The sequence below is a fragment of the Allobosea sp. RAF48 genome, assembly GCF_052114025.1.
Taxonomy (GTDB): Bacteria; Pseudomonadota; Alphaproteobacteria; order Rhizobiales; family Beijerinckiaceae; genus Allobosea.
The window spans coordinates 290,941-309,140 of sequence record NZ_JBFRDZ010000004.1 but is presented as its reverse complement, the minus strand read 5'-3'; the positions used below and the strand labels follow the sequence as shown (position 1 = coordinate 309,140).

The following is an 18,200-nucleotide window of genomic DNA, read 5'->3' as shown; positions in this document are numbered from 1 at the left end:
GAATTCCTGGCGAGTTATTTCAATGCAATAGTTTCTCTTGGATATTGATAAGTCTGCCGACGACCTGTCAAGCGCTTCCTCCGCATTGCTCAGACGCGGGAAATGGCGTGCGCGGTTGCGATGACGAGCGAGGAAAAGCGCGCGACGACCTCGGCATGGCTGTAACGCGAGGTCGACGTGGCGATATTGACGGCCGCCTCCGGTTGGCCGTGGTGATCGACGATCACGGCCGCGATGGAGGCGTCGCCGAGATAGACCTCTTCGAAGGCCGTGGCGTAGCCCTGGGCCGCCGATTGGCGCAGCTTCTCGCGCAGCGCCTCGCGCTGCCACGTGGTCGAGGGCGTGTGCGGCTTGAGGTCGGACGCATCGATGATCGCCATCGCCTCGTCCTCGGGGAGGCGCGACAGCATGGCGATGCCCGGCGCCGTGCAATAAGCCGGCATCCGCGTGCCGATGATGACGTCGGTGTTCAGCACATGCCGACTCAGGAAGCGCGAGACGAAGATGATTTCCGTGCCGTCCCGCACGGTCAGGTTGATCGTCTCCTCGGTCTCCTTGCTCAGGTGCATGAGATAGGGCATCGCCCGATCGAGCAGGCGGCTGCTGCGCACGAAATGATAGCCGAGATCGAGCGTCTTGGCGGTCAGCTCGAAGCGCTTGGTCTGCGCGTCCTTCCGCAGATAGCCGAGCTTGGTGAGCGTATGCGTGAAGCGCTGCGCAGCACTGAGATCCATGCCGGTCTCCGACGCGACCTGCGACAGGTTCAGCGTCTGGTGCTGGCGGCCGAAGGCGGAGAGAACGCGGAACGCCTTCTCGACCGAGTTGACCATCAGCACATCGTCTTTGCGCCCGGCCTCATCGGCTGTCGCGGCTGCTCGCTTGCGGCCGTTCTGTTTCGGTTCGGGCATCGTCATCGGGGCCTGCTCTCCTGGGTCGATCAATGGCTGTGACCGGCGGCCTTGACAAGGTGGCGCAATCTCGTTGATTATTCAATAGAAGTTATCGTATAGAAATAAACACTCATCGGAGAGCGCCATGAAGGATTCTGTTCTGGTCGAGGTGCGCGGCGCGGTCGGCTTTCTGACCCTCAACCGCCCGCAGATCCTCAACGCCTGGAACGCGCCCATGCGAACCCGCCTCGTCGAGGGGCTGGAGGAGCTGGAGGCGAACCAGGCGGTGCGCGCGATCATCCTCACCGGGGCAGGGGACCGTGCCTTCGGCGCCGGTCAGGACCTCAACGAGACCAAGACTTTCGATCCCGACCGGGCCGAAGCCTGGATGCATGAGTGGGAGCGCCTCTATGACCGCATCCGCTCGCTCTCGAAGCCGATCATCGCGGCGCTGAACGGCGTTGCGGCCGGCTCTGCCTTCCAGGTCGCGCTGCTCTGCGACCTGCGTATCGGCCATGACGGCGTCACCATGGGCCAGCCCGAGATCAATTCCGGCATCGCCTCGGTGACCGGCCCCTGGATCATGAAGGAGATGATCGGGCTCGCCCGGACCATCGACCTCACCCTGACGGGCCGCATGATGGATGCCGACGAGTGCTTCCGCATCGGCCTGATCAACCGGATCGTGCCGAAGGATAAGGTCATGGAGGCCTCGCTGGCGCTGGCCGAGGAGCTCGCGGCCAAGGCGCCTGTCGCCATGCGGCTCAACAAGGCCCGCTTCCGCGAGGTCACCGAGGAGAGCTTCCGCGAGTGCCTGGCCGCGGGCATCCGCACCCAGCGCGAGGCCTACGCGACCGGCGAGCCGGCGCGGATGATGGAAGCGTTTCTCGCCAAGCGCGCCGCGCGCAAGAGCGCCTGACGAACTGATCACCCACGGGGAAATGCGGAAAACCGCTTGAAGGGGAGAAGACGATGACGAGCAGAAGCACCAATCCGACGAGGCGTACCCTGCTGCAACTGGCCGGTGGCGCTGCCGCAGGCGCGCTTGCGGCACCCTATCTCATCGGCACGGCACGCGCCGCCGTGCAGATCACGGTCGCCGATCCCGGCGGCCCGTTCGGTCCCGCCTTCCGCAAGGCCTTCTATGACCCGTTCGAGAAGGCGACCGGCAACAAGGTGGTCAACGTCGCGCGCGAGGCGGAGCCGACCGCGCAGTTCAAGGCGATGGTCGAGACGAAGTCCTACACCTGGGACGTCTGCACGCTGACGCTCTCGGCCCGCGACATCCTGAAGGCGCAAGGCCTGCTCGACCCGATCGGTTTCGCGCATGCCGACGTGCCGAAGCTGATGCCGCAGGCGATCTCGCCCGAATTCATGGGCACGGACGTCTATTCGACGATCTTCGCCTACCGGACCGACAAGGTGAAGAACGCGCCCGCAAGCTGGACCGACTTCTTCAACGTCGAGAAGTTCCCGGGCCGCCGCTCGATGCGCAAGAACCCGATCGACAGCCTCGAGCAGGCCCTGCTTGCCGATGGCGTGCCGCTCGACAAGCTCTACCCGCTCGACATCGACCGCGCCTTCAAGGTGCTCGACAAGATCAAGCCGCATATCGCGGTCTGGTGGACCGGTGGCGCCCAGTCGACGCAGCTCCTGCAGAGCGGCGAGGTCGACATGACCACGGGCTGGAACGCCCGGCTGCAGGCGGCGATCGACGGCGGCGCGCCGGCGAAGATCGTCTGGAACCAGGGCCTCTATTCGATCGAGGGCTGGGGACTGCCGAAGGGCGGCCCGAAGGCGGATGTCGCCCGCCAGTTCGTCCGCTTCTGCTCGGACCCGAAGGCGCAGGCGGTCTTCACCGACGCCCTGGCCTATGGCCCGACCAATCTCGACGCCTATCAGACGATCCCCGCCGAGCGCGCCAAGGTCCTACCGACCTCGCCGGAGAACCTGAAACTGATGGCCATCGCCAATGAGGATTGGTGGAGCGCCAACCGCGCCAAGGTGAGCGAGCGCTTCAACTCCTGGCTCCTGACCTGATGGCGATGGCGACGAGCGCCGCGATGACCATGACCCAAACAAGAACCGCCAAGCTCGTCGTCGAGGGTCTGTGCAAGCGCTATGGCGCGACCACGGCCCTCGAGCCCAGCTCGCTCAGTGTCGCCGAGGGCGAGTTCCTGACTTTGCTGGGGCCTTCGGGCTCCGGCAAGACGACGCTGCTGCAGCTTATCTGCGGGCTGGTCGAGGCGAGCGAGGGCAGGGTCGTCATCGATGGCCGCGACCAGTCGGCCATGCCGGTGCATCAGCGCGATATCGGCCTTGTCTTCCAGCATTATGCGCTGTTTCCGCACCTGACGGTGGCGGAGAACATCGCCTTTCCGCTCAAGATGCGCGGGCGCCCGGGCGCGGAGATCGCGAAGCGTGTCTCGGAAACCCTGGAGATGGTGCATCTCGGGCATCTTGCGGGGCGTTTCCCGCGCGAATTGTCCGGGGGCCAGCAGCAGCGCGTCGCGCTGGCGCGCTGCTTCGTCTACCAGCCCTCGATCATCCTGATGGATGAGCCGCTGGGCGCACTCGACAAGAAGCTGCGCGAGCACATGCAGATCGAGATCAAGCGGCTGCACCGCGAGAGCGGCGCCACGATCGTCTATGTCACGCATGATCAGGAGGAGGCGCTCGCGATGTCCGACCGCATCTGCCTGATGAACCATGCCAGGATCGAGCAGCTCGGCACGCCGCGCGAGATCTACGAGCGCCCGCGCACCGCTTTCGCCGCCGATTTCATCGGCATCTCCAACATCTTCCGCGGCCGCTGGGACGGCAACGGCTCGCTCGAAACCGCGCATGGACGCTTCGCACTGCCGCACGGAGCGCGTTGCGAGAGCCAGGATGCGGCGCTGGTTATCCGGCCCGAGAACCTGCGCCTCGGCGCACAGGACGGCAACGCGGTGAACGGGCGCGTCAGCGAGATCGTCTATGCCGGCTCCGAGACGCGCGTCATCGCCGCGCTTCAGGACGGCGGCCAGCTCGTGCTGCGCCTCGGCCCCGACGATGTGGTGCCCGCAATCGACGAAACCATCGTCGCCGGCTGGCCGCGCGACAAGGCGGTGCTGGTCGCATGAGCACTGTCAGCATCAGCGGCGCGCCGGCGCGCACGAGCAGTTTGCGCCTCAGCGCGCTCTGGCTGGCGGTGCCCGGCGTTCTGTTCCTTGCGGTCTTCTTCGTCTGGCCGGTTGCTCAGCTTCTCGGTCTCAGCGTCGTCGACCCGGATAGCGGAGCCTTCTCGGCGAATGCCTATCAGCGCATCGCCGCGACCGACGTCTATCTGCGCGTGCTCGGGATCACCTTCCGCATCGCCGGCTGGACGGCGCTGTGGTCGCTGCTGATCGGCTATCCGCTGGCCTATTGGCTCGCGCGCCTGCCCGACATGTTCCGCGGGCGGATGTTGCTTTTCGTCATGGTGCCGTTCTGGACGAGCTATCTCGTCAAGACCTTCGCCTGGATGCTGATCCTCGGCCGAAGCGGGGTCATCAACTCCCTGCTGACCGGCTCGCATGTGGTCGACCAGCCGCTTTCGCTGATCAACAACCAGTTCGGCGTGATGGTCGGCATGGTCCACGCCATGGTGCCCCTGGCTGTGATGACCATGCTGCCGGTGCTGGCCGGCATCGACCGGCGCCTGGTCCAGGCGGCTCAGACGCTGGGCGCCGCGCCTGCGCGCGCCTTCTGGCTCGTCTACTTCAAGCTCTCCCTGCCGGGCGTGGCGGCGGCGGGGCTGCTCGTCTTCATCTCCTCGCTCGGCTTCTTCATCGTACCGGCCTTTCTCGGCGGGCGGCAGGAGACCATGCTGGCGCAGCTCATCATCACGCAGGTGCAGGAGCTGCTGAACTGGTCCTTCGCCGGGGCGCTGTCGGCGATGATGCTGGTGGCCGCGCTGGTCTCCTGTGTGATCTACGACCGGGTCTTCGGGCTCTCGACCATCGCAGGCGGCTCAGCCCAGGTCGGCACGGGCCGTATCCGCGACCTCGGCCTTGCGATCCTCTCGGCGGTCGCCACCCTCGCAGGTCGTCTCGCGACGCTGGCGCAATCCCTGCTCGGCAAACGCGTCTGCGCGATGCTGCTGCCCGCCTTCTGTTGGCTCGTCATCGCATTCCTGGTGCTGCCGACACTGCTCGTCATTCCGCTTGCCTTCACCTCCTCGCAGTTCCTGGAGTTCCCCCCGCCGGGTTACGGGCTGAGCTGGTTCCAGACCTATTTCAGCTCGCCGCTCTGGATCCAGGCGACGATCCGCTCTTTCACGGTCGCTTTCGTCACGGCGCTGGCAGCAACGGCGATCGGCGGCTTCGCCGCACTGGCACTGGCGAACAGCCGTACCCGCTGGGCCGGGCTGATCTTCGCCTTCTTCCTCGCGCCGATGATCGTGCCGCGCATCGTCATCGCCGTCGGGCTGTTCTATCTCTTCGCGCGGCTGGGGCTGATCGCGACCGATCTCGGCCTCGTCATCGGCCACACCGTGCTGGCAATACCGTTCACGCTGGTCACCATCGCAGCCGTGCTGAAGACCTACGACCAGCGCCTCGACCAGGCGGCGGCGACGCTGGGCGCGAACCGGGTGCGGACATTGACGGGCGTCACCATCCCGCTGGTCAAGGGAGGTCTCGTTGCGGCCTTCCTCTTCGCCTTCATCACCTCCTTCGACGAGTTGACCATCGCGATCTTCGTCTCGGGCGGCATCAAGACGACGCTGCCGAAGCAGATGTGGGACGACATGATCCTGCAGCTCAACCCGACGCTCGCGGCGGTCTCGGTCGTCGTCTTCGTCGTGGTGACGGCGATGCTGCTCATCGCGGAACGCTTCCGCTCCACCTCCCGACTCGACTGACCGACGAACATGACGCCTCCTGACGACAACGGCTTCGTGAGCCTTCTGACAGCGCGTGCCACAGCGGAACCGCAGCGCGTCTATGCGCGCTTCTGCGGCGAGCCGGTGACCTATGCCGAGATCGAGCGGCGCTCAGCCGCCTTCGCCGCGCATCTGAGAGCCCGCGGCATCGTCGCCGGTGACCGGGTCGCCGTGATGATGCGCAATTCGATCGCGACCATCGCGGTGGTCTTTGGCCTCGCGCGCGCCGGCGTCGCCTGGGTGCCGGTCAACGCCCAGCAGCGCGGGGAGGGGCTGCGCTACCTGCTGACGCATTCGCAGCCGCGCCTTGTCGTCGCCGATGCCGAGCTTGCGCCGCAGATCGCCGAGGCGATGGCGTCCGAAGCGGAGCTCTCGCTGCTCGCCCATGAGCCGGGCGGCGAGCTCGACGCCGTTCTTTCCGGCACCGGCTCCTTCGAGGAGCCCGCTCCGTCCGCCGATGCAGTTTTCGCGATCATGTACACCTCCGGCACGACCGGGCGCCCGAAGGGCGTGATCGTCTCGCACCGCATGCTGCGGCTCGCGGCGGAGAGCGTCGCGCTGCTCTCGGCTGCGAAGCAGGATGATGTCTTCTTCGTCTGGGAGCCGCTCTACCACATCGGCGGGGCGCAGCTTCTGCCTCTGCCGATGATCAGAGGCATCACGCTCGCCATGGTCGAGCGCTTCAGCGCCAGCCGCTTCTGGGATCAGGTCAGGGCGGAGGGCGCGAGCCATATCCACTATCTCGGCGGCATCCTGCAGATCCTGCTGAAGCAGCCGGCTTCGCCGCGCGACCGCGATCATGGCGTGCGCATCGCCTGGGGCGGCGGCTGCCCGCCGGACATCTGGCCGCAGTTCCGCGATCGCTTCGGTATCGATATCCGCGAGTGCTACGGCATGACGGAAGCCTCCAGCCTCACCACCTGCAACGTCACCGGCGTGGTCGGCTCGGTCGGGCGGCCGATGCCCTGGTTCACGGTGAAGCTGCAGAATGCGGAAGGCCGGGCGGTGGCCGCCGGCGAGCGCGGCGAGATCGTCATCGAGACCAGCATTCCCGGCGCCATCTTCCCCGGCTATCTCGACAACCCCGAGGCGACGGCGAAGGCCCTGCGCGCGGACGGCTTCCATACCGGCGATCTCGGCTCCTTCGACGCCGACGGCAATCTCTACTTCCACGGCCGGATGACCGACAGCGTGCGCTGCAGGGGCGAGAACGTCTCGGCCTGGGAGGTCGAGCACGTCGCGGCCGAGCATGAGGCGGTCGAGGATTGCGCGATGATCGGCGTCGCGGCCGACGTTGGCGAGCAGGATATCAAGCTCTTCGTCAAGCCGCGCGAGGGCGCGATCATCGATCCGCGCGCGTTGTCCGGCTGGCTCGGCCAGCGCCTCGCTCCCTACCAGAACCCGCGCTACATCGCCGTCGTCGACGAATTCGAACGCACGGCGAGCCAGCGCATCATGAAGCATAAGCTCTCGCCCCGGCTCGACGACTGCTGGGACAGGGCTGCGATGGCGATGGGGCACTGAGATGGCCGGCTGCGATATCCTTGTTTCCGGAACCGGCGGATTCGCCGCGCGCATCGCCTTCGACATCGCCGCGACGGCTGAGGGGCCTGTCGAGGTCGTCATCGCCGGCCGTAACCGCGAGCGGCTGAACTGGCTGCGGACCGCGGCGAATGCCCGCGCGGCGTTGTTCGGCAAGAAGGCGCGCTTCACCACCCACGCGGTCGACCTGCTCACTCCGAACGCATCGGATGATCTGCTCGCCGCAACCGGCCCGCGCATCGTCGTCCAGGCTGCCTCGATCCAGACCTCGCAGGTGATCGCCCAGAGCGGCAATGCCTGGACGCAGCTCGTGGCCGAGGGCGGCCTGAGCGCCACTGCGGTTTTCCAGGCGCTGCTTTCTTCGCGCGTCGCTGCGGCGATCACGCGCAGAGGCAAGCCGGTGACGCTGGTCAATTGCGGCTTCCCCGACGTGGTCAACGGCATGATCCGTGCAATGGGCCATGAGGTCGCTTGCGGCATGGGCAATGTCGCGATCCTGTCCAACGTCTTCGCAGGATCGGCTGCCACGCCGCCGGGAAGCGAGGTCAAGGTTCTCGCCCATTATCAGAACCTCGCAGCCTGGCGCCGCCGGCCGGAGGATCGGGGCGGGCGGCCGCCTCGCGTCTGGCTGGATGGCTCCGAGGTCGCGGACGTCTATGCGCGCTTCGCCGACATCCAGCTCACACCCGAACCGGTCATCGAGATATCGGGAGCGAGCGGCGTTCCCATGCTGCTCGCCATGGCCTCCGGCCGCTCCTGGCGCGGGCATGTGCCGGGGCCGAACGGCTTGCCGGGCGGCTATCCGGTCCGGCTCGTGAACGGGGCGCTTGAGCTCGATCTTCCGGGCGGCGTCACTGATGCCGAAGCGATTGCCTGGAATGCGGCGTTCGAGCAGGAAAACGGCCTTGTCGTCTCGCCCGAAGGCAAGGTCGCCTTCACCGGCATCCTCGGCGACAGGCTCGCCGAACACTGCCCCACTCTACGCAACGGCTTCGTCGTGCAGGAGCTCGAGGCGGTGTGCGAGGAGCTGCTTCAGCTGCGCTCTGCCCTGATGCAGAAGGCTTAGCCCGCTTCCAGGCGCTCGGTGACTGGCCGACATCCGCCGGCCGGCGCGAAAGGCGCCGGTCAGCTCCCGCCTGCCGCAGATTTCTCGATAAGCTGAAGTGCCTCCTCGACCGCCGCGCCGATGGAGCCGGCGAGCGGCTGGATCGGCAATGGCGGCGATCCGGGCTGAAGCCCGAGCTGATCCGCGATCCGATACATCACGCGCAGGCTGCCATGGGCGCGAAACAGCGCCCACAGCGGCTCGAACGCAGCATTGGCAGCGCCAGCTGATTCCTCATCACCGGCCATCGCGGCGCGCGTCAAACGCAGAGCGGCGGCAGGTAGAATGCCGGCGACGACGCTGTACCAGGCATCCGCGCCTGCCAGGAGCGCCGAGGCGGCGCCCCAATCGCCGCTATATCCGACGGTCATCCCACTCTGGCAGGACGATCGCAGCAGGCTCATTTCGCCTTCGAAATTCCCGTCCGCAGGCAGCGGCATTTTGATCGCCGCGATATTCGCCAGCCTGGAAAGGCGGCCGATCAGCTCCGGCGAGAAGGTGAAATGGGTCGTGCTGGGATTGTTGTAGATGCAGACCGGAAGCTCGGTTTTCGCCGAGACCGCTTCGAATTGGGCGAAGACCTCGTCCTGCGTAAGCGGTGTGTACGAGACCGGAGCCAGCAGCAGCCCATCAGCGCCCATCCGCTCCGCATCCCCGGCGAGCTCCCGCACCCATGAGGTTCGCATGGCACCGATGCCGGCAATGAGCGGGACGCGGCCTGCGACGGTCTCGACGGCCGCAGCCAATGCGCGGGCTCGCTCGCTCCGGTCCAGATAGGCGTAGGTGCCGGTGCTGCCCAGCACCGCGATGGAATCGACCCCGGCCGCGACGAGCCGGTCGAGCATGCGGGCAAAGGCTTGCGTATCGACCACGCCGTCAGCATCGGCCGGCGTCAGCGGAAAGGCTGACAATCCCCGAAAGATCGAAGTTCCCGCCATGGTCTGCTCCGTTCGCCTTTCATGGCTTGGTGCGGGATCGCCTGGTGGCGATGCAGCCAGCATCATCCCGATCCGGTGACTGAGGCTGGATAACTCCGACTCGTCAACTCGCCAGCGCGCCGCGCACCAGGCTCGCGGCGAGCGCCAGCATCATGACGCCGATCGCGAGATCCAGGATGCGCCAGGCTGCCGGTCGGGCGAAGAGCGGCGCCAGGAAGCGCGCGCCAAACCCCAGCGAAGCGAACCAGGCGAAGCTCGCGCTCGCCGCTCCGGCCATGAATGGCGTGCGCTCGACGGGCGGCAGGCTCGTCCCGACGGCGCCCATCAGCATGACAGTGTCGATGTAGACGTGCGGATTGAGGAAGGTGAAGGCGGCGGTGCCCGCAAGCGCGGCACCGAGGCTGATCCCCGCCTGCTGATCGACGATGAGCGCGGTTGGGCTGGCTGCCCGGCGCAGCGCCGAGACGCCGTACCAGGCGAGGAAGGCTGCTCCGGCAAGACCGAGTGCCAGCGACAAACCCGGAACGAGCGCAAGCACGCTGCCCAGGCCGCTCACCCCCGCGACGATCAGGCAGGCATCCGCCGCCGCGCAGAAGAGGACGATGGGCCAGACATGTTCGCGCTTCAGCCCCTGCCGGAGGACGAACATGTTCTGGGCGCCGATGGCGACGATGAGGCCGGCGGAGAGAACAAAGCCTTTGGCGAAGGCAGGCAGGAGAGCGCTGGTCATGCGGGCTTGATGCGTCCGGGCATCGATGTAGTCTAACTAAATTCACTTATGCTGATTTAGGCAGACTAATGCTCGACTATCAGGCGTTGGCAGCAGTCGCCGCCGTCGCACGCGAAGGCAGCTTCGAAAAGGCGGCGGCAGCGCTGGGCGTTACGCCCTCGGCAGTCTCGCAACGTGTGAAAGGCCTCGAGGAACGGCTCGGAGCGATCCTGCTGACAAGAGGCTCGCCCTGCCGCCCTACGGAGATCGGCGCCAAGCTATGTGCCCATGTCGAGCGGGTCCGGCTCATCGAAACCGAAGTCGTCGGCGCTCTGCCCGGTCTGACGGCAGGGCCGGACGCCGGCCCCTATGCGGTGCGTGTCGCGGTCAACGCCGACAGCGTCAGCACATGGTTTCCCGGGGCGGCAGCTCAATTCGCGACTGAAACCGGTGGCCTGCTCGATCTTGTCCTCGACGACGAGGCTCATACAGCCGAGCGGCTTCGCACGGGCGATGTCCTGGCGGCGGTGACGGCGGACCCGGCCCCCGTCGCAGGCTGCAGGATTCACCCACTCGGCATTGTCGAATACCTGGCCGTGGCCAGCCCGGCATTTGCGAGCAGGCATTTTCCGGCGGGCGCCGATGCGTCGAGCCTGCAGCGCGCTCCGATGATGCGCTTCGACCGCCGCGATGAACTGCAGTCGCGATGGGCGCGGGAGGCATGGGGAGCGACGATCTCGCCGCCGATTCACTGGACGCCGTCGACGCAGGGCATGCTGGATATGACGCTCGCCGGGCTGGGATGGTCGATGGCTCCCGTGCCGCTCGCGAGCCCGCTGGTTGCCGCGGGCCGCCTGATCGAGCTGCCACCGCAAAAGCGGATCGGGGTTGCGCTTTACTGGCAGCGCACACGATTGGCGGTGCGGCTGCTCGACAAGCTCACACAGGCGGTCCGGACGGTTGCAACGCAGGAGCTTGGACCCACCGGGTAGGCCGGACATTCGCCGCGATAAGACTGATGGCTGCGACCTGGAGAAGACATGGCCTCGACACATGCATGGAAGGCCTCTGACACCGCGCGAGTTTGCAGCATGTCAAAGAAGAGGATCGCGCTGACGACTAAACAAGGGCTCGGTTTAAAATTGATCGGAGCCGCGCCATGCAGGCCACGCCATATCGAGACGAGCGGCTTCCGCGCTACACCAGCTACCCGACAGCCCCTCACTTTCATGCGGAAGTGGACGGGCCATCCTATGCGAAGTGGCTGAAGGCGCTCGCGGCGGGGACGACGACGTCGCTCTATCTGCACGTCCCGTTTTGCCGTTCGATGTGCTGGTATTGCGGTTGCCACACCACGGTGGCGCTGCGCAACGGCCCGATCATCGACTATCTCGCAGCGCTGCGCGGCGAAATCGCGCTGGTCGCCGAGCATCTCTGCGCATCTGTTGACGTGCGTCACGTCCATTTCGGCGGCGGCACGCCGACGATCCTCGAGCCGGCGGATTTCGTCGCGCTTGTCGGGTTGCTGCGCCAGCATTTCGCTGTCCATCCCGACGCCGAGATTGCGGTCGAGATCGATCCACGCCGCCTCGAACCTGCGATGGCGGCCGCGCTGGCGGCGGCCGGCGTCAATCGGGCGAGCCTTGGGGTGCAGAGCTTCGATCCCGCCGTGCAGAAGGCCATCAACCGCATCCAGAGCGTCGAGCAGACCGCCGCCGTGGTCTCAGGCTTGCGCGAGGAGGGAATCCGCGCCGTCAGCTTCGACCTGATCTACGGCCTGCCGAAGCAGACGCTGCAATCCTGCCTCGACACGGTCGAGCAATGCCTGGCGATGCGGCCCGATCGGTTTTCGATCTTCGGCTATGCCCATGTGCCCGAATTCAAGAAGCACCAGCGCCGGATCGCAACTGAAGACCTCCCCGACGGGCAAGCGCGGCACGAGCAGGCGGAGGCGATGGCGCGCAGCCTCACTGCCGCGGGCTATGTCCGCATCGGGCTGGATCATTTCGCCCGGCCGGATGACGCGATGGCCCGGGCGCTGCCGGAAGGCCGGCTCCATCGCAACTTTCAGGGCTACACCACAGATCCCTGTGAGGCGCTGATCGGCTTCGGGGCGTCGGCGATCGGGCGCCTGCCGCAGGGCTATGTCCAGAACGAGGTGGTTATCGGCCGCTATGCGGAGCGCATCGCCGACAGCTTGCTGCCCACCGCCAGGGGCTACGGCCTGAGCGCCGAGGACCGCCTGCGGGCCGAGCTGATCGAGCGTGTGATGTGCGATCTCGCGGTCGATATCGATGCCGTCTGCGCACGGCATCCGGTCGATCCGCAGGTTCTCGCCCCCGCGTTACGCGCCCTCGACCAACTGGCGTCGGAGGGGGTGGTCGACTTCGATGGCAGCCGCGTGCTCCTCCCGGAGAATGCGCGCCTGCTCGTGCGCAAGGTGGCATCGGTCTTCGATGCCCATGTCGAGCAATCGCCGCGCCGCTACAGCCGGGCTGTCTAGAGCATTCTCGAGCGAAGTGGACACCGGTTCACGAGAAGAAAATGCGATAAAACAGCGCCGTAAGGCATGTCGGCGCTTCGGAGAAACGCGGACATGCCTTACGGCGCTTCAGATAATAGTCTTGACTAATCAATTAGCGAAAGCTATTTGATTTTCATGATCGCAACCGTCGCCATCGACGCCGTCATGCAGGCGCTTGCCGTTCCGACCCGGCGGGCGGTGTTCGAGCGGATCATCCAGTCCGGCGAGATCACCGTTGTCGAGCTGACGCGGGGAAGCGGCGTGACGCAGGGAGCAGTCTCCCAGCATCTGAAGTCGTTGAAGCAGGCTGGCCTGGTCGCCGAGCGCCCCGAGGGGCGCAAGGTCTACTACCGCGCCCGGCCCGAAGGCCTCGAGCCGCTGGCCGACTGGATGAGTCACTACGGCGCCTTCTGGCGCGACCGGTTCGGCGACCTCCGTGCCCTTCTCAAGGAGATCGATCCATGAACGACACCGCATCCGACACCAGGGATATCGTGGTCGAGGAGGTCTTCCCGTACGCGCCGGAGACTCTCTGGAAGACGTTGACCACCGGCGAACTGATCGGCCGCTGGCTGATGGCGCCGACGGGGTTCGAGCCGGTGAAGGGCAGGCGATTCACCTTCCAGACCAAACCCGCCGGCGCCTGGGACGGCACCATTCATTGCCAGGTATTGGAGGTGATCCCGAACGAGAGCCTCGTCTATAGCTGGAAGGGCGGGCACGAGGCGAATGCCGGCTACGGCTCGCTGCTGGACACGGTCGTCAGCTGGACGCTCTTCAGGACAGCGAACGGAACACGCTTGCGCCTCGTCCATGCCGGTTTCGTCGTGCCGAGGAACCAGTCCGCTTTCGAGACAATGGGCAACGGTTGGAAGAAGGTCGTCCCGAGCATCGGCAGCATCGCCGGCGAGCAGGACTGACCGGGCACGAGGCCGTGCCCCGGAGCGGGCTCCGATCGCTGCTATCTGCGCGCGATCCATCGACGCTTCATGACAGGAGAGAGCGATGATTGACGCTTACACCGGCGGCTGCGCCTGCGGCGCGGCCCGCTACGAGATTTCTTGCGAGCCGATCTTCATGAACGACTGCCAGTGCCGCGACTGCCAGCACACGAGCGGCACCGGGCATGGATCCTACCTGACCTTCCCGTTGCGCGCGCAGGTGAAGCTTGCGGGGGAGGTGACGCATTGGGACGTGGTCGCCGACAGCGGCAATGTGAAGACGCGCGGCTTCTGCCCCGCCTGCGGATCGCCGGTATATCTGACATTCGCGGCCATGCCCGATCTGTTCACCGTGCACGCCGCGAGCCTCGACGATCCCAGCCGGTACGCTCCGCAGGTGGTGACCTACGCGGCGCGCGGTCATGCCTGGGATCACGTCGATCCGGCCTTGCCGAAATTCGAGACGATGCCGCCGGTGTGAGGGGCGGCCGGATCACACTTGGCCGACCTCGCTCGGTGCCGGAAGCGGACTTTTGATGGCCCCTGCGACCGGAGATTTGGCGCCGTGCACATGGGCCGCGGGTGCCCCGATCCGGAATAGCCAGCTAATGGATGCGCGCCTCGGGGCCACGGCGTGGACCACATCGCAGCAAGTATGGCCCCCCAGGCTGGCATCGACCCAAAGGAACTAGCCCGTTTGCGGTCGTTGTGGACTGGGGCGTATCAGCCTAATATCGCGGCGGGCGCTGGGGTAACTCAGTGGGAGCATGTCATGTCTCACCGCGTCCCGTTTACCCCGGGTGATCTGACCGATCATCAATTGGGCACCGATGACATTCTTGCCGGCAATCCGACCAACAATGTTCTGATCGGCGACGCTGGCGGCAGTCTGCTCGATCATTCCGGGGGCGGCAACGACATCTTCACCGAGAGCGGCGCCGCCACCTACACTTTTTACGGTGATGCGCTCGGCGACATTTCTGATTCTGCGCGGGGCGGCGACGATACCTTCACAGCCACTTTTGCGGGCGCATTCCAATCCTTCACCACTGTCTACGGCGATGCGGGTGGTGAGATGTCGGACCACGGCAAGGGCGGCAACGACACCTTCACGGGAGCCGCAGAGTCGAGCAATTATTTCTTCGGCGACGCAGGCGGCAACATGTCCGGCCATGCTCAAGGCGGCAACGACACTTTCACGGGCGGCGCGGGGGCAATCAATAACTTCTTTGGAGACGCGGGCGGCGATATGTCGGACCACAGTCGGGGCGGCAACGACGCTTTCACCGGGGGCAGCGACGCGATCAACGCTTTCAACGGGGACGCGGGCGGCAATATGGTCGGGCACGCTCAGGGCGGCGACGACATCTTTACGGGCGGGCAGAACTCCACCAACTTTTTCCAGGGTGATGCGCTCGGGAACATGTCCGACCATGCCAAGGGCGGCAATGACACCTTCAGCCCCGGCAGCAACTCCTCCAATAGTTTCTCTGGCGACGCGGGCGGCGGCATGTCCGGCCATGCTCAGGGCGGGGACGACACTTACATCGGCGCCATCCTCTCCTCGAATAACTTCTTCGGCGATGCGAGCGGCAACATGTCGGACTTCGCCAAAGGCGGCAACGACACTTTGATAGCTGGCAGCGACTCTGCCAACGTATTCTACGGCGACGCGGCCGGCGGCATGTCGGGCCACGCCCAGGGCGGCGACGACGTGGCGGTGCTGCCAGGCAGCGTGACGCTGTCAGGCCTATTCAACGATATCGCGTATGGCGACACCCAGACGATGTCTGGCGATGCCAGGGGCGGCAACGATACCCTGACCGGCGGCGACAACGCCGGCGCCGGTGATGTTCACTACCAACTCTACGGCGACGCGGAATTCATGTCGGAAGCTGCGAGAGCTGGCAACGATACGCTTACCGGCGGCAGCAACAGCGGCAGTGGCACGGTGACGAACGTTCTCTTCGGTGACGCAGCAAGCCTGTCGGGCTTCGCCAAGGGCGGCGATGACACCTTGATCGCCGGAACCGCTGCACCGGGATCCACGGTCAGCAACGACATGTGGGGTGACGGACAACTGAGCGACCACGCTCAGGGCGGTGCCGATCGGTTCGTGTTCAAGGACGCTGGTTCAATGACGGTCGGAACCAATAACACCATCGAGGACTTCAGCCAGTGCCAGCACGATAAAATCGAGTTCAGTGGCGTGGCGGGCGTAGAATCGTTCGCCGATCTCGTCATTACGCAAAGTGGCTCCGACGTCATCGTTACCGCAGGGGCGGATCAGGTGACTCTCCACAATTTCGCGGAAACCCTGACAGAGAGTGATTTTCTGTTCTGCTGAAAGCGGAAGCCTGCCGCTGTTTCACACGCTGCTCGGCGCGCTCGGGGGCCTCGGACGAGGCGGTTGATCCATCGCGCCTGCACGCAGTCGACCGAGAACGGCGCCTTCTTTCTGAGCTGCAACCGCGGCGGGCAGCGCTTCTTCGGCGGCTCCTGTGCGCTCGGGCCGGACGGTCGCGCGCTCGGCGCGCTCTACGATGATCGCGAGGACGTGCTGCGGGTCGATATCGACCTCGCCGAGGTCGTGCGCTATCGCAGCTTCACCGGCATCGGGGCCGACCGGATGGCCGTGCTCTACGCCAAATACCTCACGCCCTGAGCCCTGCGAGACATCCGATGACGCGTTCTGCCTGCCCGCCGATCAGCGATGCCGACTGGCCCGAAGCCCTCGCCGGGATGAAGACCGGTTTCGCCGGCGCGCTCAATGTCTACCGGACGATGGCGCATCATCCGGCGCTGCTGCAGGCCTGGGCACCGCTGCGCCAGCACGTCGTCAAGGACAGTGCGCTCGGGCCGGTGCGCTCGGAGGTGGTGATCCTGCGCGCGGCCCATCGCATGGGCTCGCCCTATGAGTGGGCCCATCATGTCAGCCGGGCTCGGGTTCTGGGCATGAGCGACGCGCGTATCGCTGCGCTGCGCGGCATGCCGGAGGGCGAGGACGGGTTGATCGCGCGGGCGGTGGATGCCCTCTTCGACGACCGGCGCCTCTCGGTCGCGCTGGAGTCCGAGCTGGCCGCCGCGCTCGGCCGCGAGGCGGTTTTCGACCTGATCGCGACTGTCGGCTTCTATTCTGTCCTTGGCTACATCCTGATGACCTACGACACGCCGATCGATGCCGGCGTCGCAACGGAGATGGCCGAGCGACCGCTGGCAGGGGCATAGCGGCACCAGCGAGCACGATCTGCCGGATCGCCGCTGCGGCGGGCGCTCAGGATGCGGCAGTGCCGTCGGCGGCCGCGGAGTGGTTCTCGTCGGCCGTTGTCGGATTGCGCACGAGCCGCGGCGCCGTCGCGTCCAGGAGCGGTAGCGCTGCTGCGCCGAGCGCGGCGGTAAATTGGCCCGTGGCGCCGCGCTGGACGCGGGGAACCGAGCGATCGCCACGCCTTGCTACGGAGAGCGGCAACGGCCCCGCCGCTGCGATTAGCGCATCGATGACGCTGTCCGGCAGTGCGCCGCCGAGCACGATGGTCTCCGGATCGAACAGGTTCTCCAGCAAGCCCAGCACGGGGGCGAGCAATGCTCCCGCCTGGGTGATCCAGCCTGTCACGACCGGATGCCCCTCGGCGTGGAGGCGCGCGATTCCGCCGGCATCGATCTGGTCGATGCCGGCGCGACGCAGTGCGTCCCGCAGCGCCGGCGGCGAGACATAGCGTTCGAGGCAGCCCTGGCGCCCGCAGATGCAGGTCTCGCCATGCGGCACCACCGGAATGTGGCCGATCTCGCCGGCGTTGCCGAAGGCACCGCGATAGGGCTCGCCGTCGAACATGAGCCCGAGGCCGAGGCCAAGGCCGAAATAGACCAGGCAGAAGTGCCGCAGATTGCGGCCGATCCCGTAGAGATGCTCTCCGACCGCGGCAGCCGTGGCGTCGTTTTCGATCGTGACCGAGGTGCCGAGCGCGGCGCTCATCAGGGCCGTGACATCATGGCCGGTCCACCCCGGCAGCGCCGTCGAGCCGACGGTGAGCGTGCCCTCGAAATCGAACGGGCCCGGCATCACCACGCCGCAGCCGAGCAGGCGCTCCGGAAGTCCCTGTGCCGCTCGCGCCCGCGCCAGTTCTCCCGCAGCCAGCGCCTGTACCGCTTCCACGGCAAGGTCGGGGAGGGGGGCGACGCGCTGAGCCCTGACTTCCCCGGTCAGGTCGACCAGTACCGTGGTGATGTGGTCCGCCGCGATCTCCATGCCGGCGGTGAGGCCGCCATCGGCGTTGAGGGCGAACTCTACCGGCGGTTGGCCCCGCGCCGTGCGCCGGCGGCCGAGCTCGATCAGATATCCCTCTTCCAGCAACTCGGCGACGATGTTCGAGACGGTCTGGGCGGTCAGCCGGGTCAGGTGGGCGATATCCGAGCGGCCGAGCCGGCCGTGCTGACGGAAGGTCTCGAGCACAACGCGGCGGTTGTGGTGGCGCGCCCTTTCGGGGTTGGCGCCGAGGGCGGCGCTTTGCGCTGCGGGAGGCTTGCGGTGCGGCATCGGAAACCGGGGTTCTTCGTCTCGACAAGCTGCGGCGGTTATTAATTCAATTCAAGTGAATTAATTTGTTGACAGCGATCCTGCGCCGGGAAAAGCATGGCGCCAGACAGCCCC

18 protein-coding genes are annotated in these 18,200 nt (G+C 66.2%); 14 read left to right on the top strand and 4 right to left on the bottom strand.

All coding sequences use genetic code 11. The features are described 5' to 3' along the window. Positions 1-89: 89 nt before the first annotated feature. Entirely contained in the window at positions 90-914 is an 825-nt protein-coding gene (locus AB4Z10_RS10300) for an IclR family transcriptional regulator (protein ID WP_441470301.1), read from the bottom strand. A gap of 121 nt (positions 915-1,035) precedes the next feature. Here AB4Z10_RS10300 and AB4Z10_RS10295 point away from each other — a divergent pair, with 121 nt between their 5' ends. Genes AB4Z10_RS10295 through AB4Z10_RS10270 form a run of 6 tightly spaced genes read left to right on the top strand, consistent with a single transcriptional unit; the run spans position 1,036 to position 8,401 of the window. Next, positions 1,036-1,809: an enoyl-CoA hydratase/isomerase family protein gene (locus AB4Z10_RS10295; RefSeq protein ID WP_441470300.1), complete on the top strand. Its 774-nt coding sequence runs from the start codon at positions 1,036-1,038 to the stop codon at positions 1,807-1,809. A 53-nt stretch (positions 1,810-1,862) separates the two neighbouring features. Further along, on the top strand, positions 1,863-2,930 hold the full coding sequence (locus tag AB4Z10_RS10290; RefSeq protein WP_441470299.1) for an ABC transporter substrate-binding protein: 1,068 nt from the start codon (positions 1,863-1,865) through the stop codon (positions 2,928-2,930). A 23-nt stretch (positions 2,931-2,953) separates the two neighbouring features. Continuing rightward, positions 2,954-4,012 carry an ABC transporter ATP-binding protein gene (locus AB4Z10_RS10285; protein ID WP_441470298.1) on the top strand — a complete coding sequence of 353 codons (1,059 nt, stop codon included), beginning with the start codon at positions 2,954-2,956 and terminating at the stop codon, positions 4,010-4,012. Then, positions 4,009-5,772, top strand: coding sequence for an ABC transporter permease subunit (locus AB4Z10_RS10280; protein WP_441470297.1), 1,764 nt, complete (start codon positions 4,009-4,011; stop codon positions 5,770-5,772). The genes AB4Z10_RS10285 and AB4Z10_RS10280 overlap by 4 nt, the downstream gene beginning before the upstream one ends. 9 nt (positions 5,773-5,781) lie before the next feature. Next, positions 5,782-7,317 (top strand): AMP-binding protein, encoded by a 1,536-nt coding sequence (locus tag AB4Z10_RS10275; protein ID WP_441470296.1) that lies wholly within the window; start codon positions 5,782-5,784, stop codon positions 7,315-7,317. A 1-nt stretch (position 7,318) separates the two neighbouring features. Continuing rightward, positions 7,319-8,401 carry a hypothetical protein gene (locus tag AB4Z10_RS10270; protein ID WP_441470295.1) on the top strand — a complete coding sequence of 361 codons (1,083 nt, stop codon included), beginning with the start codon at positions 7,319-7,321 and terminating at the stop codon, positions 8,399-8,401. A gap of 59 nt (positions 8,402-8,460) precedes the next feature. Here the strand turns inward: AB4Z10_RS10270 and AB4Z10_RS10265 are convergent, their stop codons facing one another. Further along, on the bottom strand, positions 8,461-9,378 hold the full coding sequence (locus tag AB4Z10_RS10265) for a dihydrodipicolinate synthase family protein (RefSeq protein ID WP_441470294.1): 918 nt from the start codon (positions 9,376-9,378) through the stop codon (positions 8,461-8,463). A gap of 103 nt (positions 9,379-9,481) precedes the next feature. After that, complete coding sequence (locus tag AB4Z10_RS10260; protein ID WP_441470293.1) at positions 9,482-10,108, bottom strand: LysE/ArgO family amino acid transporter; 627 nt, start codon at positions 10,106-10,108, stop codon at positions 9,482-9,484. Positions 10,109-10,176: 68 nt separating this feature from the next. Between AB4Z10_RS10260 and AB4Z10_RS10255 the strand changes: the two genes are divergently transcribed. The 8 genes from AB4Z10_RS10255 to AB4Z10_RS10220 all read left to right on the top strand — a co-directional run bounded on the left by AB4Z10_RS10255 (position 10,177) and on the right by AB4Z10_RS10220 (position 16,780). Further along, entirely contained in the window at positions 10,177-11,079 is a 903-nt protein-coding gene (locus AB4Z10_RS10255) for a LysR family transcriptional regulator ArgP (RefSeq protein ID WP_441470292.1), read from the top strand. 167 nt (positions 11,080-11,246) lie between these two features. Beyond that, the gene (gene hemN / locus AB4Z10_RS10250; RefSeq protein WP_441470291.1) at positions 11,247-12,590 is read left to right on the top strand and encodes an oxygen-independent coproporphyrinogen III oxidase; all 1,344 of its coding nucleotides are present in this window, start codon (positions 11,247-11,249) and stop codon (positions 12,588-12,590) included. Positions 12,591-12,746: 156 nt separating this feature from the next. Beyond that, positions 12,747-13,076, top strand: coding sequence for an ArsR/SmtB family transcription factor (locus tag AB4Z10_RS10245; RefSeq protein ID WP_441470290.1), 330 nt, complete (start codon positions 12,747-12,749; stop codon positions 13,074-13,076). Continuing rightward, positions 13,073-13,531 (top strand): SRPBCC family protein, encoded by a 459-nt coding sequence (locus tag AB4Z10_RS10240; RefSeq protein WP_441470289.1) that lies wholly within the window; start codon positions 13,073-13,075, stop codon positions 13,529-13,531. The genes AB4Z10_RS10245 and AB4Z10_RS10240 overlap by 4 nt, the downstream gene beginning before the upstream one ends. Before the next feature lie 85 nt (positions 13,532-13,616). Then, positions 13,617-14,033: a GFA family protein gene (locus AB4Z10_RS10235; protein WP_441470288.1), complete on the top strand. Its 417-nt coding sequence runs from the start codon at positions 13,617-13,619 to the stop codon at positions 14,031-14,033. A gap of 291 nt (positions 14,034-14,324) precedes the next feature. Next, a complete protein-coding gene (locus tag AB4Z10_RS10230) occupies positions 14,325-15,899 on the top strand; it encodes a hypothetical protein (RefSeq protein WP_441470287.1) in 1,575 nt (524 codons plus the stop codon). A gap of 63 nt (positions 15,900-15,962) precedes the next feature. Continuing rightward, positions 15,963-16,217, top strand: a complete 255-nt coding sequence (locus AB4Z10_RS10225) for a nitrilase-related carbon-nitrogen hydrolase (RefSeq protein ID WP_441470286.1) — start codon at positions 15,963-15,965, stop codon at positions 16,215-16,217. Positions 16,218-16,234: 17 nt separating this feature from the next. Beyond that, entirely contained in the window at positions 16,235-16,780 is a 546-nt protein-coding gene (locus tag AB4Z10_RS10220; RefSeq protein WP_441470285.1) for a carboxymuconolactone decarboxylase family protein, read from the top strand. 46 nt (positions 16,781-16,826) lie between these two features. Here the strand turns inward: AB4Z10_RS10220 and AB4Z10_RS10215 are convergent, their stop codons facing one another. Continuing rightward, positions 16,827-18,086 carry an ROK family transcriptional regulator gene (locus AB4Z10_RS10215; protein ID WP_441470284.1) on the bottom strand — a complete coding sequence of 420 codons (1,260 nt, stop codon included), beginning with the start codon at positions 18,084-18,086 and terminating at the stop codon, positions 16,827-16,829. Positions 18,087-18,200 lie beyond the last annotated feature (114 nt).